Origin of the sequence: Duganella sp. CT11-25 (assembly GCF_047302815.1) — a bacterium.
In the GTDB taxonomy this organism is placed as follows: Bacteria; Pseudomonadota; Gammaproteobacteria; order Burkholderiales; family Burkholderiaceae_D; genus Rugamonas.
The window spans coordinates 6,908,579-6,923,808 of the sequence record NZ_JBKBFD010000001.1 but is presented as its reverse complement, the minus strand read 5'-3'; the positions used below and the strand labels follow the sequence as shown (position 1 = coordinate 6,923,808).

Here is a 15,230-nt window from a genome sequence, read left to right as displayed (position 1 = left end):
TATGTCGCTACACCGAACCACCGGCAGCCTGCTGCTGGTAGCCGCCGCATGGGCCAACGCGACAGACGTGCCGGAGCCGCAGCAGGTACAAGTCACCGGCACCCGAGCCGACCAGCGCCAACGCGAGACCACCACCAACATCGTCGTCAGCCACGCGGAGCTGGTGCGCCAGGGCGACCAGACGCTGACCGATGCGCTCAAGCGCCTGCCCGGCATCAGCATTTCCGGCGTTCCCGGCCAGGGTGGCGCGATCAGCATGCGCGGCCTGGGCAATGGCTACACGCAGATCATGCTGAACGGCGAGCCAGTGCCGGCGGGCTTCTCGCTCGACTCCATCGCCCCGGACATGATAGAGCGCGTCGAGATCATGCGCAGCACCACGGCGGAGTTCAGCAATCAATCGGTGGCGGGTGCGATCAACATCGTGCTGAAGAAGACGGTCAAGCGCGGCCAGCGCTCGCTCGGTGCCAGCATCGCCCGCCAGGCCGGCGCGATGACGCCGGCGCTGACGGCGCAACTCTCGGACCAGAGCGACGGCTATTCCTACAGCCTCGCCGCCACGCTGACGCGCAAGCGCAACGAAAAGCCGTACACCGACTGGGAAGAACAGCGCGATGCCGGCGGCGCCCTCACCCTGTTGCGCCGCACGCCACAAACCGAATCCGGCCACACCGATGCGTTGACGCTGGCGCCGCGCTTGAACTGGGCATTGGCCGGCGGCGATACCCTGAGCTGGCAGGGCTTTGCCAACCTCCGCCGCGTCGACAACCAGAATCGCGCCGACGAGACAACATTCATCGGCAGCGCCAGCGAGTATCCGCACAACGTCTCCGACTTCGTCGCCAACTTTGTCATGCTGCGCAGTGACCTGCATTGGACACATCTGTTGGCCAATGGCGCCAAGCTGGAAATGAAGCTGGGCGCCAGTACCAACCGCCGCAGCGGCACCTTCGACTTCAACGGCATGAACAGCGACGGCAAGCCGGCGGGCCGCCACCACGTCGATTCGGGCCCCACCGAAAACAGCCTGACAGCCAGTGGCACCTATCGTCATCCGGTCGGCGAGCGCCATGCGATCGCGCTGGGATGGGACGCCACGCGCGCCGTGCGCCGCGAAGACCGCGACGAAAGCCTGTACTCGGCGGACGGCGCATACATCGGTGGCAGCAACGCCGACTATCGCGCCAACGTCGATCGCCTGGCCCTATTCGTGCAGGACGAGTGGCAGGTGACGAATCGATACTCGCTCTATTTAGGATTGCGGCACGAGCGGCTGGGCACCGCCAGCCGGGCCGACGCGATCAACGCACCGGAAGCGCTCGATACGCGCTCGGCGGTCTGGAGTCCCTCGCTGCAATCGCGCTACACGCTGGTCAACAAGGATGTGCTGCGGCTGGCGCTCAGCCGGACCTACAAGGCGCCGCCGTTGTCCAAGCTGGTGCCGCGCCGCTACACCAACGACAACAACAATAACCCGACCAATCCCGACGAACAGGGCAACCCGAATCTGCGGCCGGAACTGGCCTGGGGCCTGGACGCGGCGTATGAGCACTACCTCGGCGGAGGCGCGCTGCTCAGCGCCAGCACCTACCTGCGGCGCATCCGCGACGTCACGCAGACGCGCCTGTTCGAACAGGATGGCGTGTGGGTGGAGGCGCCATTCAACAGCGGCAATGCCAGCGTGCGCGGCGTCGAGCTGGAAGCCAGGCTGCCGCTGACATCCGCGCTGGACCTGCGCGCCAACCTGGCCCGCAACTGGTCGCGCGTCGACAGCGTGCCGGGCCCGGACAACCGGCTGGAGACGCAGACGCCGTTCACGGCCAACCTGGGAATGGATTATCGCTGGTCCAGCCTGACCTTCGGCGGTAGCCTGAACTATCAGGCGGCTGGTCCGGTGCGGCAATCGGCGCAGGTATTTTTCGCGGGCAGCCCGAAGCGCGAGCTGGATCTGTATGCACTATGGAAGGCGGACGCCAAGACCCAGCTACGCATCTCCGCCAGCAACCTGCTGCGTCAGCAGGCGAGCGAATCCCATTATTACGCCGATGCCGACGCGAAGCGGCGCCGCACGACAATCACGCCGACCTACGCCACCCTGCGCATGATGTTGGAATGGCAGCTTCAGTGAACGTTGCGGGCTATGTAATAGACGGCGGTAGTCAGCGCGGAACCAAGAACCAATATCAAGGTGAACAGCTTCCAAGTTTGCGCTGCCAAAGTCTTATACAAGTCGGCACGGACCATTTCCACCTCGGCCTTGGTGGCGCAATGGCTCAGGCCGACCTTAATGGCAGCAACATCGGTCTGAATGAGAACGATACTCTCTTGCTGCTTTTCCTCCGTCTTTTGCAGCGTCTCCACGCCATTGCGTACTGACGAGACTGCTACACGCAAAGCCTCATTGCTGGCCAGCAAGGCCCTCAGCGTTTCCTCGATCATGGCGTTTCGGTCGTTCATAAACTGAATGATTGTCCTCGTCCTTGATCAAGTCAAGCACAGCGCAGGAAGCATATCGATGGCATCAAACTTTCCATTTCCGGACTGAACTTACGCTGTGGTATGGTTCTGCCATGACACAATCGTATAAACCGTATAAACGCTGCATGGTGATGGGTGGAGGAGGATTCCGGTTCGGTATCTACATCGGCATGTACGCCGCCCTGCGTCAGGCGGGCAAGGCGCCCGATGTGCTGCTGGCCAGCTGCGGCGGCGCCATCGCGGCCGCCATCATCCACAACCTGCCGGATCCAGCAGCGCAGCGCGCCTGGCTGTCCTCGCCGGAAATGTACCGCTTCTGGTGCGGCTTGAAATCGACCGAAAACGCAGTATTGCTGGGCACACTGCTGCGCGCCGCCAAGCGTAAGTTGTCGAGCGCCAGCGCGCCGGTGATCCCGGATTTGTTCAACGACTATCTGTTCGAGATCCCGCCGCAACTGCCCTTCCCGCCCGCCACCGGCACGCCGCAGGTCGACGTCGCCATCATCGGCGGCAAGCTGCTGTTCGATGAAGCGGACGCCGGCCAGCCGCGCAACGGCCGCAAGCTGTACGCGGAAACCGTGTTCTGCGGCGAACGCGCCGCCGCCGCGCTGCAAGGCATGGATTCGCCGCTGGCCGACGCTCGCTGGGGCGAGCATGCCGTCGCCCGCGAGATGCTGATCGACAGCTCGGCGACGGTCGCGGAAGCCGCCCGCATCTCCATCGCCGACATGCTCTACTTCCGTTGCCAGTCATATCGCGGCGGCGAGTACATCGGCGGCGTGCTCGATCTGTTCCCGGTCGAAATCGCGCGCAAGCTCGGCGACGAAGTCATCATGGAATTCAAGGAAGCGTTCGACCAGGTGTTTTCGATTCCCGCCTGGCGCACGGTGCTGGGCGTGGACGGCAACGCGCGCCTGCGCTATGCCAACACGCACCTGGCCGACATGCGCATCGATTCGTCGGACGTGTCGGTGGTGCTGGAAAAGCAGCAGATGCAGCAAAAGCTGGACTGGCTGCGCAACCGCATCGAACTGGCCATGCCGCCGAGCTATGAGACCTTCGTGCAGCACATGACGGATCAATGGCAATACGGCCATGACCGCGCGCAGGAAGCGCTGGCCCGGCCGGCGCGCCAGCATCCGCCGATCCGCCGCGCCAACCGTCACAGCAAGCCGCTGCGCAGTATCGAACCTTAGGCGGCGGCCAGCGCGCGGATATCCGCCACTTCCAGTATCGACGACGAATGGCCTTTCAGCACCACGTTGATCATGGCCAGTCCGACTTCGCCCATGGTGCTGACCTGCGTCGGCAGCCAGCGGCGCAGCAAGGGATAGAGCGGCGACAGCACCCGGTATGCGGCGTTGACGTTGCGCTGGCCCGGCGTCGGCTTCATGATGCCGGCGCGGATGTTATACAGCCCTGGCAGCCGCAGCGCCGCCAGCGCGTTCTCGGTCTGCCACTTGACCCGCGCCCACATATGCTTCCGCTGGCGTGCTTCCGCCGCGCGGCCGGAAACGTGACAGAACACCAGTTGCGGATTCTGCGCGGCCAGCGTGGCGGCGACATGCACGGTCATGTCGCGCGTGACACGTGCATACGCCTCCTCGCTGACGCCTGCCGAGCCCATGCCGGCGCAATAAAAGCAGGCGTCGTAGCCGCTCAACCGCGCGCCGTGGCGCTCCAGGTCGAGGAAGTCCGGCACGATACATTCGCGGATTTTAGGATGCGTGACGCCGCAGGGCCGGCGCGTCAGCACCAGCACTTCTTCGACGGCGGGATGCGCCAGACACTCCAGCAACACCCCCTCGCCGACGTAGCCCGTCGCGCCTGTTAGTATGACTTTGATTTTTTTCATGCCGCCAGTGTAAGCGGCATTTTCCGTACAATGAATGCTTGTCGATCCCATTTATTTGCGCGATAGTACGGAAATGCCAGCAGATCCCTTTTCAGACATCCTGCGCTTCACCAACGCGCAAACGGTCGTCACCGGCACTTTCGGCGTCGATGGCGCGGTGGCGATCCGCTTTCCGGCGGCCGACTACATCAAGTTTTTCGCCGTGCTGAAAGGCCATTGCTGGCTCCTGCGAGAGCAGCCTTTGCGGCTGGACGCCGGCGATGTGATCCTGCTGTCTGAGCGCGGCGCCTTCGTGCTGGCTACCGACCCGGCGGCACCGCCCATCGAAGCGGTGCACTTCTTCGCCAACGGCGGCGGCCTGGGCGAGGACTGCGTGCAAATCGGCGGCAAAGTCAAACTGGACCCGGCCACCGGCGGCCTGCTGACCGACGTGCTGCCGCCCTTGATCCACGTGCGCGCCGACTCGCCGCAGGCGGCGGTGCTGCAATGGCTGCTGGCGCAATTGGCGGCTGAACGCAAGAACTACCTGCCCGGCGCCAGCGTGGCGTCGACACAATTGGCGCAACTGATGTTTGTGCAGATCCTGCGCGCGCACCTGCAGGATAAGGGAGAGGACTTCGCGCCAGGCTGGCTGCGCGCGCTGGGCGATCCGCGCATCGCCGCCACGCTGCGGCTGATGCACGGCGACCCGGCCCGCGCCTGGCAACTGGAGGAACTGGCCGCGTCGGCGGCCATGTCGCGCACCACGTTTGCCTTGCGCTTCAAGACCATGGCGGGCGTGCCGCCGCTGACGTATCTGCTGAACTGGCGCATGCGGCTGGCGCAGCGCGCGCTGCGCGAAGGCGGCGCATCGATGGCGGCCATCGCGCAAGCGGTCGGCTATACCTCGGAGAGCGCCTTCAGCAACGCCTTCAAGCGCGTGACCGGCATGGCGCCCAAGCGTTACCGAGATGCGGCCCGCGCCGGCGCCAACAACATCAGCCCAGATCCGACGCCAGCGCCTGATGCAGCGCCTGCACCGCCGCCGAGCCCTCGCCCACCGCGGCGGCCACGCGCTTGACCGAGCCGCTGCGCACATCGCCGACGGCGAAGATGCGCGGCCGGCTGGTTTCCAGGAAGTGGCGCGGCCGCTCCAGCGGCCACTGATCGCCGCCGACGTCAGGTCCGGTCAGCACGAAGTTCTTGTCGTCGAGCTCGACGCAGTCACCCAACCACGCGGTACTCGGCTCGGCGCCCAGGAACAGGAACAGGTGGCGCGCCGGCGCGGTCTTCACCTCGCCGCCTTCGGTCTGCCAGCAGATGCGTTCCAGCTTGTCCTCGCCCTGCAGTTCGACGATCTGCTTGCGCACATGCAGCGTGATGTTGGGCGCCGCCTCGATGCGCTGGATCAGGTAGCGCGACATGCTGGCCGCCAGGCCGTCGGCCCGCACCACGATGTGTACATGCTTGGCGTGTCCCGCGAGGAAGACCGCCGCCTGTCCGGCCGAATTGCCGCCGCCGACGATCACCACTTCCTCGTTGGCGCAGAAATTCGCTTCCATGAACGAGGCGCTGTAGTAGACGCCGCGCCCTTCGTAGCGCTCCAGTTCGGGCAACGCCGGCTTGCGGTAGCGCGCGCCGGTGGCGATGACGATGGACCGCGCGCCAACCCGCTCGCCGCTGTCGATGCTGATGTCGAACACCTGGCCCTCGCAATTGACCGAGCTGACGCTGACCGGCACCGCCACTTCGGCGCCGAACTTGCGCGCCTGCGACAAGCCGCGCCCCGCCAGCGCCTGGCCGGAGACGCCGGTCGGGAAGCCGAAATAGTTTTCGATCTTGGAGCTGGAGCCGGCCTGGCCGCCCGGCGCCTTGGCGTCCAGCACGGCCACGCTCAGGCCCTCCGAGGCCGCATACACGGCGGCGGCCAGTCCGGCCGGGCCGGCGCCGACCACCACCACGTCGAAGGTGCGGCCGTCGAGATTGTCGGGGCTCAGGCCGATGCCGTCGGCCAGCTGGCGCAGCGTCGGCTGGCGCAACACTTCGCCGGACGGCGTGATCACCGCCGGGATGTCGGCATGGGTGATGCCGAAGCGCTCCATCAGCGCCGCCGTCTCGGCATGCTGCTCGGTGTCGAAATAGGCGGCCGGCTGGCCGTTGCGGCTCAGGAAGTGGCGCAGCACCAGCGTCGGCCGCGAATGGCGCGCGCCGAACACTACCACGCCGCCGGTCTCGTCCTGCATGTAGGCCACGCGCCGCAGGATGTAGGCGCGCATGATGGTTTCGCTCAGCGCCGCCTCCGAGATCACCAGCGTGCGCAGCGATTCTTCGCTGATCACGATCAGTTCGCAGTCGCTGACCGTGCGCGCGGTGGCGACGGCGGCGCGGCCGGCCAGGGAGCCCATCTCGCCGCTGAACATGCCGGGGCCGTGGGTACCGAGCTTGGTCGTGCCCAACGGCCCGATGCGCTCGACTTCTATCGCGCCGGAAATGACGACGTACATGGCGATATGTCGCTCGCCCTGGCGGAACAACACTGTCCCGGCCGGAAAATGGCGGCGCTCGCCGTAGCGTAGCAGGATTTCAAACTGGTCGACGCTCAGCGTCGGGAAAATCTGGTGGCGGCGGTTGCCGATGTCGGATGATGCGAGATGGGGGCTGGCGCTGCTGCCGCCCCCCTGGTTCTGTTCCATGCCGTGTCCTCGTTCAATGTACGGCAATGATAGCGCTTATTCAGCGGCACAGTTGCTGCCACTGTTGTTCGAACTCGGCCGGCGACACATCCTGCGCCAGCAGCGTCAGGTCGCGCGCCACCGAGATATAGCGCTGGTAGCCGATGTAGGCGCCAAACGCATCCTTGGCGTTGACCTCGCCGCACGGCGCCCCGCCTTTGCCGATGAACTGGTTGCGGAACTGGGCGTTGCCCGGCTCCAGGATCTTTTCCTTCACATACTTCTCGCCCAGGCCGGTCAGCGTGGCCTGCTCCTCGCGCTGCTTCTGCTCCGCCGTCTTGCCGCAGGCGGCCAGCGCCAGCATGAGCGCCAGCGCGGTCCCGAAGAAGCCGGTGCGGCTCGTGATAGCCAAATTCATAATATTTTCTCTTTTATAATTATTCCAAACAATATCACACCTTAACGCAGCAACACCCCGCATTGTTGACAGGCAGCGGATTTGTTAATATCCCAAGCTTTACCGCCTGATCAGGAGATCGCATGTCCCACTTCCATTCCGTCCGCTGCCTCAAGGCGCTGCTGGCCTGTGCAATATTGCTCAGCTCCTATGCCGGGGCAGCTGAAAAGCTGGCCCATGTGACCATCCTGGCCACCGGCGGCACCATCGCCGGCAGCGGCGCCACCAGCACCACCACGGTCGGCTACACCGCCGCCACCGTCGGCGTCGAGCGCCTGATCGCGGCCGTGCCGGAACTGGCCAAGGTGGCCCAGGTCAAGGGCGAGCAAGTGTTCCAGATCGCCAGCGAAAACATGAGCAACGAGCACTGGCTGACCCTGGCCAAGCGCGTCAACGTGCTGCTGGCCCAGCCGGACGTGGACGGCATCGTCATCACCCACGGCACCGACACGCTGGAAGAAACCGCCTACTTCCTCGACCTGGTCGTGAAAAGCAAGAAACCGGTCGTGCTGGTCGGCGCCATGCGTCCGGGCACCGCGCTGTCGGCCGACGGCCCGATCAACCTGTACAACGCCGTGCTGCTGGCCGCCAGCCAGGACGCCATCGACAAGGGCGTGCTGGTGGCGATGAACGACCAGATCCACGGCGCGCGCGACGTCACCAAGACCAACACCTCGACCCCGGACAGCTTCAAGACCCCGGAACTGGGCATGCTGGGCTACATCCAGGGCAACAAGCCTTATTTTTACCATGTGTCGGCCCGCAAGCACACCACCGAGACCGAGTTCGATATCAGCAAGCTGGACAGCCTGCCGCAAGTGGACATCGTCTACGGCTACGCGAATGTTAATCCAATTGCACTGAACGCGCTGGTGGGCGCGGGCGCCAAGGGCATCATCCACGCCGGCGTCGGCGACGGCAGCCTGGCCGCCACGGTCAAGACCGGGCTGGTCGCGGCCCGCAAGCAAGGGGTGCTGATCGTGCGCGCCAGCCGCGTCGGCCAGGGCATCGTGGCCCGCAACGGCGAAGCCAACGACGACGAGCTGGACTTCGTGGCGGCCGATACGCTGAACCCGCAGAAAGCGCGCATCCTGCTGATGCTGGCGCTGACCAAGACCAGCGACACCAATCAGATCCAGCGCATGTTCTACAGCTATTGAACGAGTTGGGGAAGTTTGAATGCGCCGGAACCGGCGCATGATGAAATCCGGCCCCGAGCGGGCCGGCTGAAATAGCGTTCTTTGTTGGTTGTTACTCCGGGGTCGCCTGACCCCGGGGATCCCAGCGCCTCACCGTCTTCGCGTCGAGGCCGAACAGGTCCAGCACCCTTCCCAGCGTATGGTCGACCATCTCGTCGATGGTCTGCGGCCGCGCGTAGAATGCCGGCACCGGCGGATAGATGATGGCGCCCATCTCGGTCACCGCCGTCATGCTGCGCAAATGACCCAGGTGCAGCGGCGTCTCGCGCAGCATCAGCACCAGCCGCTTGCGCTCCTTGAGCATGACGTCGGCGGAGCGCGACAGCAGCGTGCTGGTCATGCCGGTGGTGATCTCCGACATCGTCTTGATCGAGCATGGCGCCACGATCATCCCCGAAACCTGGAACGAACCGCTGGCGATGCTGGCGCCGATATCGCTGTTGGAATGAACCACGTCGGCCATCGCGCGCACCTCGGTCATGCTCAGGTCGCTCTCATGGGCCAGGGTGACCTGGGCCGACTTGCTCATCACCAGATGCGTTTCCACATCCAGCTGGCGCAGCAGCTGCAACAGGCGGATGCCATAGACGACGCCGGAGGCGCCGCTGATGCCGACGATAAAACGGGGACGGGACGATGGTTGCATGATGGTCGATGTCTGGATAACTGAAGCGCTGGGGAGCCGATAGTAACAGAGCCAAACAGCCGTGGACGACGCCGCCAAATTAATTAGTTTTTCTAATGAAGTGATCGGATATTGTTGCTTCAGTTATGAGCCGTACTGCTTTAGATTGCAACTGTCGACACCTGTCGACACCGATCATGACATACGGAGACAACATTGAGTTCCCACCCCGATTTCAACGCAGCGGAGCAGGCGCGCGCCCTTCCCGACCTGGAGCGTTTCGAACTGCGCCGTTTTGCCGCCGCCCTGGGCGAGGCCGAATTTGAACGCCACGCCGGCCCGGTCGAACTGGCCGACGTCGCGCGCATCCTCGAAGGCAACCCGAAAGCGGTCATCTTCGACCGCCCCGCCGGCGCCGATGATGCCGCCCCGGTGGCGCTGTGCGGCAACCTGGCCGGCAGCCGCAGCCGCCTGGCCGCAGCCTTCGACACCACCTCCGAAAACCTGCTGCAGGAAGTACTCAAGCGCCTGCGCCAGAAAGCCAGCATCCAGCAAGTCCCGCGCGACGTGGCGCCGGTGCAGCAAGTGGTGCTGACCGGCGACGACTGCGACTTCACCAAGCTGCCGGTGCACCTGCAGCATGGCCTGGACGGCGCGCCGTACATCTCGTCGTCGATCGATTTCGTCATCGACAAGAACACCGGCTGGACCAACGTCGGCGTACGCCGCCTGATGCTGCGCGGCCGCCGCACCGCCGGCATCGACCTGATCGCGCCGTCGGACCTGCGGGCGATCTACCTCGAACACGCCAACCGCGGCGAACGGCTGCCGATCGCCTTCGCGGTGGGCACCCACCCGATCGACCACGTGGCCGCCACCATGCGCCTGCCGACCGACGAGCTGGAGCTGCTGGCGTCGCTGCGCGGCGCGCCGCTGGGCGTGGTCAAGTGCGTCACCAACGACCTGATGGTCCCGGCCGACGCCCAGTTCATCCTGGAAGGCTACCTTGACGAGAAAGGCCACGTCGAGCCGGAAGGCCCGTACGGCGAATTCCTCGGCTACTACGGCGGCGTCAAGCGCAATCCGGTGTTCCATCTGACGGCGATCACGCACCGCCGCGACCCGGTGTTCCAGACCTCGACCATCAGCGGCCGCGACATGGCCTATACCGACACCGCCCAGCTGTGCGCGCTGCGCACCGAAGTGACCGTCTGGCGCGCGCTGGAAGTGGCCGTGCGCGAAGTGAAGGCGGTGTACGCCAGCGCGGCCAACGGCGGCATGTTCAACGTCCGCGTCGCGCTGCAGCAGCGCGTACCGGGCGAAGCGCGCAACGCCATCGCGGCGGTATTCGCCTGCCTGGCCAACGTCAAGCACGTGTTCGTGGTCGATCCCGACATCGACATCTTCTCCGACGACCAGATCGACTGGGCGCTGGCCACCCGCTTCCAGGCCGACCGCGACCTGGTGCTGCAGGACCGCATGCGCGCCATGCCGCTCGATCCGTCGCTGGCCGGTTCGCACCACACGGCGAAGGCCGGCTTCGACCTGACGCTGCCGTTCGTGCGTCCGGGCGTGGGCCGTTCGATCGAGCACCGCGTGCCGGCGGCGCCGGTCTTCGACGGCGCGCGCTTCGAGTCGCTGCAGGCGGCGCTGGAACATGGACCGAAGCTGTTCGCCGAACTGATGGCCGCCGTCGGCAGCCGCGATGGCCGTGAAGTCGTCCGCTGGCTGGAAGACACCGGCGCCACCCGCGCCATCACGCGCGACGACGAAGGCCGCTACCTGTTCGCCTGAGCGACGCCATCCCCGCAAAAGCAATGAGCCGCCATCCCCGGACCGGGGATAGCGGCTCATTCTTTATGGAGAAGCGTTAGAAGCGCGTGGACAGCGCGGTGGCGGCCAGGTGGCCGGCCAGCACGCTGGCCGATGCCGGCGCCATGCCGGGCGCCAGCGACAGGAACTGCTTGACGGCGCGCAGCGTGACGGTGCCGTTGCCGAGCATGGTCTGGACCAGCGCGTCGGCCGCCGCGTCCAGTTCGGCGGCCGACACCACGCTGGCCACCAGTCCGGCCTCGCGCGCCTGCGTGGCGCTCAACGGCGCGCGGCTGTAGACCATGTGCGCCAGCGTCTTGACCGGCACGCGGTCGGCCAGCGCCGCCATCACCAGCGTCGGCGGAATGTCGCGCTCCATCTCGGGGATCTGGAACACGGCGTCGTCAGCGCACAGCACCAGGTCGGCCACGCAGGCCAGCGCGCAGCCTGCGCCCACGGCGCGGCCCCGCACCACCGTCAGCACCGGCACCGGCACCGCCTTGATCGCGTCATACAGCGCCAGCGGCGGCAGCGCCACCACCTGGCGCACCGTCTCGGCCGACGGCTTGGTGCCGAGCGTGGGGATAGGCGAATCGCGCCCGGTGCAGAAGTCGGCGCCGTCGGCGTCGATGCGCACCAGCTTGACCTCGGGGTCGAGCGCCGCCAGCGCGGCGACGATCAGTTCCCCCATGCGGGCCGTCAGCGCGTTGCCCTTGTCGGCGCGTTCAAGGCGTATCGCCAGCACGTCGCCATCACGCATGATGCTTACCTGTTCTTTATCCATGTTCCTGTTCCCTGTGTATGTAATTCCAGATCACCGCCGGTGTGGCGGGCATCTCAAGTTCCTCGGCTGCGCCCTCGCCCAGCGCGTCGGCCAGCGCGTTGTAGATGACGGCGGTGGCCGGCGTGATGCCGCTCTCGCCGCCGCCCTTCACGCGCAGCGGATTGCCGGCGGTCGGATCCTCGGAGAATTCCAGCGTCATGCGCGGCACCCGGCCGGCGCGCGGAACGCCATAGTCCATATAGGAGCCGGACAGCACCTGGCCGCTGTCGGGGTCGACGTAAAAGCCTTCCGACAACGCCTGGCCGATGCCCTGCGCCAGTCCGCCGTGCACCTGGCCTTCGACGATCATCGGATTGATCGGCTGACCGACGTCATCCACCGAGATGTAGTGCAGCAGCTCGACTTCGCCGGTATCGGGATCGACTTCCAGTTCCATCGCCGCCGATCCGGTCGGGTGCGCGGCCATGCGGCCGTTGAATTCGGCCTCGGCTTCGAGCGGCGGCAAGCCGGCCTTGGCCAGCCGGCGCGCCAGCTCGAACAGGCCGACCGCGTGCCCGCCGGCGCGGAACGAGCCGTCGGCGAAGGTCACTTCGGCGGCATCGACCTTCAGCAACCCGGCCAGCGCGACCCGGCCCTGCTCGACGATCTTGGCCGCGTTGTGCACCAGCAGCGTGCCGCCCAGGCGCATGCTGCGGTCCGAGTGAGTGCCGCCGCCGACGCTGACAAACGCCGTGTCGCCGGTGCGCAGGCGCACCGAGTCGATCGGCACGCCCAACTGCGCCACCACCACTTGCGCGAAGGTGGTCGCGTGGCCCTGGCCCTGGGTCTGGGTGCCGGACACCAGGTCGATCACACCCTGCGGCAGCACCCGCATCTCGATCCGCTCGCGCGGCGCGCCGACCGGCGCCTCGATATAGTTGACCAGGCCGATGCCGCGCAGCTTGCCGTGCGCGGCCGAGGCGGCGCGGCGCGCCGCGAAGCCATTCCAGTCGGCCAGTTCCAGCACGCGCTCCATATTGCCGGCGAAATCGCCGCTGTCGTAGTTCAAACCCATCGGGCTCAGGTAAGGCATCACGTCGCGCCGCACGATGTTGCGGCGACGGATCTCGACCCGGTCGATGCCCAGCGCATGCGCGCCGAGATCGAGCAGGCGCTCCATCATGTGGTTGGCCTCCGGCCGCCCGGCGCCGCGATAGGGCGCGGTCGGCGCCGTGTTGCTCAGCACCGCGCTGATGTGCACCGCCGCCACCGGCACGTGGTACACCGTGGTCATGACACGGGTGCCGTTCGACATCGGCACATACGACACCGTATGCGCGCCGACGTTGCCTATCCATTCGTTGTCGATGGCCAGGATGCGCCCCTCGGCGTCGAACGCGATCGCCGCGCGCAGTATCGCGTCGCGCCCCTGGTAGTCGGACAGGAAGGCCTCGCTGCGGTCGCCGGTCCACTTGACCGGACGCCCGACCTCGCGCGCCGCCCACACCACCGCCAGCTGCTCGACATAGAGCGAACTGCGCGGGCCGAAGCCGCCGCCCACGTCCGGGCACACCACGCGCACCTTGTCGGCCGGCACGCGCAGCGCGGCCACCAGCCCCATCTTCTGGCGCACCGCACCCTGGCTGCCCGAGATCAGCGTGTAGCTGCCGGCCTCCGTATCATAGACGCCGATCGCCGCGCGCGGCTCCATCTGGCAGTTGACGACGCGGCTGTTGTGGAATGCGCGCCGCAGCACATAATGGGCGCCGGCGAAGATGGCGCGCGCCTTGTCGCGGTCGCCAAGCTGCGTCTGGAAGCACAGGTTGCCGGGCGCGTCGTCGTAGAGCTGGGGCGCACCACCGGCCATGGCGGCATCGGCGAGCACCACCGCGTCCAGCACGTCATAGTCGACGTCCACCAGCTCGGCCGCGTCGCGCGCCTGCGCGGCGCTGGCGGCGATCACCATCACCACCGCCTCGCCCACGTGACGCACCTTGTCGACCGGCAGCGGCAGGTGCAAGCGGCTGTAGACCGAGCCGGTCAGCGACTCCCTGAACGCCGGCACGGTATGGTCGATGGCGTCGATCGGCATCGGCACGTGCTGGATGCCCTGGAAGCCGGCGGCCAGGTAGTCGTCGCCGGTCAGCACCGCCACCACGCCGGGCGCGGCGCGCGCGGCGCTGGTGTCGATCGCGTTGATGCGCGCATGCGCATGCGGCGAGCGCAGGAAGGCGGCATAGACCTGGCCGTCGACGCTGATGTCGTCGGTGTACTGGCCATTGCCGGTCACCAGGCGCCGGTCTTCCAGACGTGGCAGGGGCTGGCCGATCATGGCTGTGCCTCCAGTTCCGGATACAGCGCGCGGGCCGCGTGGCGTACCGAGGCGATGATGTTCACATAGCCGGTGCAACGGCAGATATTGCCTTCCAGCGCAGTGTGGATGGCCTCGTCGTCCAGCGACGCCGGCTTCTCGCGCAGGAAATAGTCGATCGCCATGATCATGCCCGGCGTGCAAAAGCCGCATTGCAGGCCATGGCACTGCACGAAGGCTTCCTGCACCGCGTGCAGCCTGCCGTCCCGCTCCATGCCCTCGACGGTGCGCACACTGCCGCCGCTGGCCTGGGCCGCCAGCACCGTGCACGACTTGACGGCCGCGCCGTCAAGGTTGACCGTGCAGGCGCCGCACTGCGTCGTGTCGCAGCCGACATGGGTGCCGGTCATGCCCAGCTCCCGCCGCAAAAACTCGACCAGCAGCGTGCGGTCCTCGACCTCGCGCTCGACCTGTTCCCCATTGACCTGCAATTTCACTTGTACCACGTGTCACCTGCCTGTTCTTGATTGTTCCATGAGCGTTGCCTTTGGCTCAGCCGCGCTGCCACCATTTTTTGGACGCGCCCTCGGCGGCCGGCGTGTCGGCGGCGGCTTCGGCCGGCGGCGCCAGCTGCTCGCTGAAGCGCTTGAAGAATTCGTCGGCCATGCGGTTGGCCACCGAGGCCACCAGCCGCGACCCCACCTGTGCCAGCTTGCCGCCCACGTCCGCCGTGGCGTCGTAGGTCAGCACGGTGGCGCCCTCCTCGGCCGCGTCGGCCAGCGTGACCACGGCCTGCATCTTGCCGAAGCCGGCCACGCCGCCCTCGCCCTTGCCGGCGATGCGGTAGCCTTCGTTGGCGCGCCGCTCGGACAGCGTCAGGCTGCCCTTGAAGCGCGCCTTGACCGGGCCGACCGCGGCCTGCACCACGGCCTCGTATTCATCCTCGCTGCGTGCGCTGAACGATTCGCATCCGGGCACGCAGGCCTGCAGCACGGCCGGATCGTTGAGTGCCGCCCACACGATGTCACGTGGGGCTGCGATGGTTTGGGTTCCGCTGAATTCCATGTTGACTCCTTGTG

The 15,230-nt window shown here is 66.4% G+C and carries 14 protein-coding genes; 5 read left to right on the top strand and 9 right to left on the bottom strand.

Annotation, left to right across the window (positions count from 1 at the left end; translation table 11 throughout):
- Window position 1: 1 nt before the first annotated feature.
- Entirely contained in the window at window positions 2-2,128 is a 2,127-nt protein-coding gene (locus tag ACEN9F_RS30160) for a TonB-dependent receptor plug domain-containing protein (protein WP_413426248.1), read from the top strand.
- Here the strand turns inward: ACEN9F_RS30160 and ACEN9F_RS30155 are convergent.
- Window positions 2,122-2,457 (bottom strand): hypothetical protein, encoded by a 336-nt coding sequence (locus ACEN9F_RS30155; RefSeq protein WP_413426246.1) that lies wholly within the window; start codon window positions 2,455-2,457, stop codon window positions 2,122-2,124. The genes ACEN9F_RS30160 and ACEN9F_RS30155 overlap by 7 nt on opposite strands.
- Window positions 2,458-2,570: 113 nt before the next feature.
- Between ACEN9F_RS30155 and ACEN9F_RS30150 the strand changes: the two genes are divergently transcribed.
- A complete protein-coding gene (locus tag ACEN9F_RS30150; protein ID WP_413426245.1) occupies window positions 2,571-3,674 on the top strand; it encodes a patatin-like phospholipase family protein in 1,104 nt (367 codons plus the stop codon).
- Here the strand turns inward: ACEN9F_RS30150 and ACEN9F_RS30145 are convergent.
- Window positions 3,671-4,333: an NAD-dependent epimerase/dehydratase family protein gene (locus tag ACEN9F_RS30145; RefSeq protein ID WP_413426244.1), complete on the bottom strand. Its 663-nt coding sequence runs from the start codon at window positions 4,331-4,333 to the stop codon at window positions 3,671-3,673. The genes ACEN9F_RS30150 and ACEN9F_RS30145 overlap by 4 nt on opposite strands.
- A 73-nt stretch (window positions 4,334-4,406) precedes the next feature.
- Between ACEN9F_RS30145 and ACEN9F_RS30140 the strand changes: the two genes are divergently transcribed.
- A complete protein-coding gene (locus tag ACEN9F_RS30140; protein WP_413426242.1) occupies window positions 4,407-5,393 on the top strand; it encodes a cupin domain-containing protein in 987 nt (328 codons plus the stop codon).
- Here the strand turns inward: ACEN9F_RS30140 and ACEN9F_RS30135 are convergent.
- Both ACEN9F_RS30135 and ACEN9F_RS30130 read right to left on the bottom strand, forming a co-directional pair.
- Window positions 5,311-7,005 (bottom strand): FAD-dependent oxidoreductase, encoded by a 1,695-nt coding sequence (locus ACEN9F_RS30135; RefSeq protein WP_413426240.1) that lies wholly within the window; start codon window positions 7,003-7,005, stop codon window positions 5,311-5,313. The two genes, ACEN9F_RS30140 and ACEN9F_RS30135, sit on opposite strands and share 83 nt — an antisense overlap.
- 40 nt (window positions 7,006-7,045) lie before the next feature.
- Entirely contained in the window at window positions 7,046-7,402 is a 357-nt protein-coding gene (locus ACEN9F_RS30130) for a hypothetical protein (protein ID WP_413426238.1), read from the bottom strand.
- A gap of 122 nt (window positions 7,403-7,524) precedes the next feature.
- On the opposite strand from ACEN9F_RS30130, the gene ACEN9F_RS30125 reads away from it, so the two are divergent.
- Window positions 7,525-8,601 (top strand): type II asparaginase, encoded by a 1,077-nt coding sequence (locus ACEN9F_RS30125; RefSeq protein WP_413426236.1) that lies wholly within the window; start codon window positions 7,525-7,527, stop codon window positions 8,599-8,601.
- Between the two features lie 91 nt (window positions 8,602-8,692).
- On the opposite strand, the gene ACEN9F_RS30120 is transcribed toward ACEN9F_RS30125, so the two are convergent.
- Window positions 8,693-9,286: a UbiX family flavin prenyltransferase gene (locus tag ACEN9F_RS30120; protein WP_413426234.1), complete on the bottom strand. Its 594-nt coding sequence runs from the start codon at window positions 9,284-9,286 to the stop codon at window positions 8,693-8,695.
- A gap of 195 nt (window positions 9,287-9,481) precedes the next feature.
- Here ACEN9F_RS30120 and ACEN9F_RS30115 point away from each other — a divergent pair, with 195 nt between their 5' ends.
- Window positions 9,482-11,059 carry a UbiD family decarboxylase gene (locus ACEN9F_RS30115; RefSeq protein ID WP_413426232.1) on the top strand — a complete coding sequence of 526 codons (1,578 nt, stop codon included), beginning with the start codon at window positions 9,482-9,484 and terminating at the stop codon, window positions 11,057-11,059.
- A 76-nt stretch (window positions 11,060-11,135) separates the two neighbouring features.
- Here ACEN9F_RS30115 and ACEN9F_RS30110 read toward each other — a convergent pair whose 3' ends face one another.
- From ACEN9F_RS30110 to ACEN9F_RS30095, 4 genes are read right to left on the bottom strand one after another with little or no spacing between them, the layout of a single operon-like run.
- The gene (locus tag ACEN9F_RS30110) at window positions 11,136-11,861 is read right to left on the bottom strand and encodes an enoyl-CoA hydratase/isomerase family protein (protein ID WP_413426230.1); all 726 of its coding nucleotides are present in this window, start codon (window positions 11,859-11,861) and stop codon (window positions 11,136-11,138) included.
- Window positions 11,854-14,172, bottom strand: a complete 2,319-nt coding sequence (locus tag ACEN9F_RS30105; RefSeq protein WP_413426228.1) for a xanthine dehydrogenase family protein molybdopterin-binding subunit — start codon at window positions 14,170-14,172, stop codon at window positions 11,854-11,856. Before ACEN9F_RS30105 ends, ACEN9F_RS30110 begins: the two co-directional genes overlap by 8 nt.
- The gene (locus ACEN9F_RS30100; RefSeq protein WP_413426226.1) at window positions 14,169-14,657 is read right to left on the bottom strand and encodes a (2Fe-2S)-binding protein; all 489 of its coding nucleotides are present in this window, start codon (window positions 14,655-14,657) and stop codon (window positions 14,169-14,171) included. Before ACEN9F_RS30100 ends, ACEN9F_RS30105 begins: the two co-directional genes overlap by 4 nt.
- Window positions 14,658-14,703: 46 nt before the next feature.
- Window positions 14,704-15,216, bottom strand: coding sequence for an SRPBCC family protein (locus tag ACEN9F_RS30095; protein ID WP_413426224.1), 513 nt, complete (start codon window positions 15,214-15,216; stop codon window positions 14,704-14,706).
- Window positions 15,217-15,230: the final 14 nt, after the last annotated feature.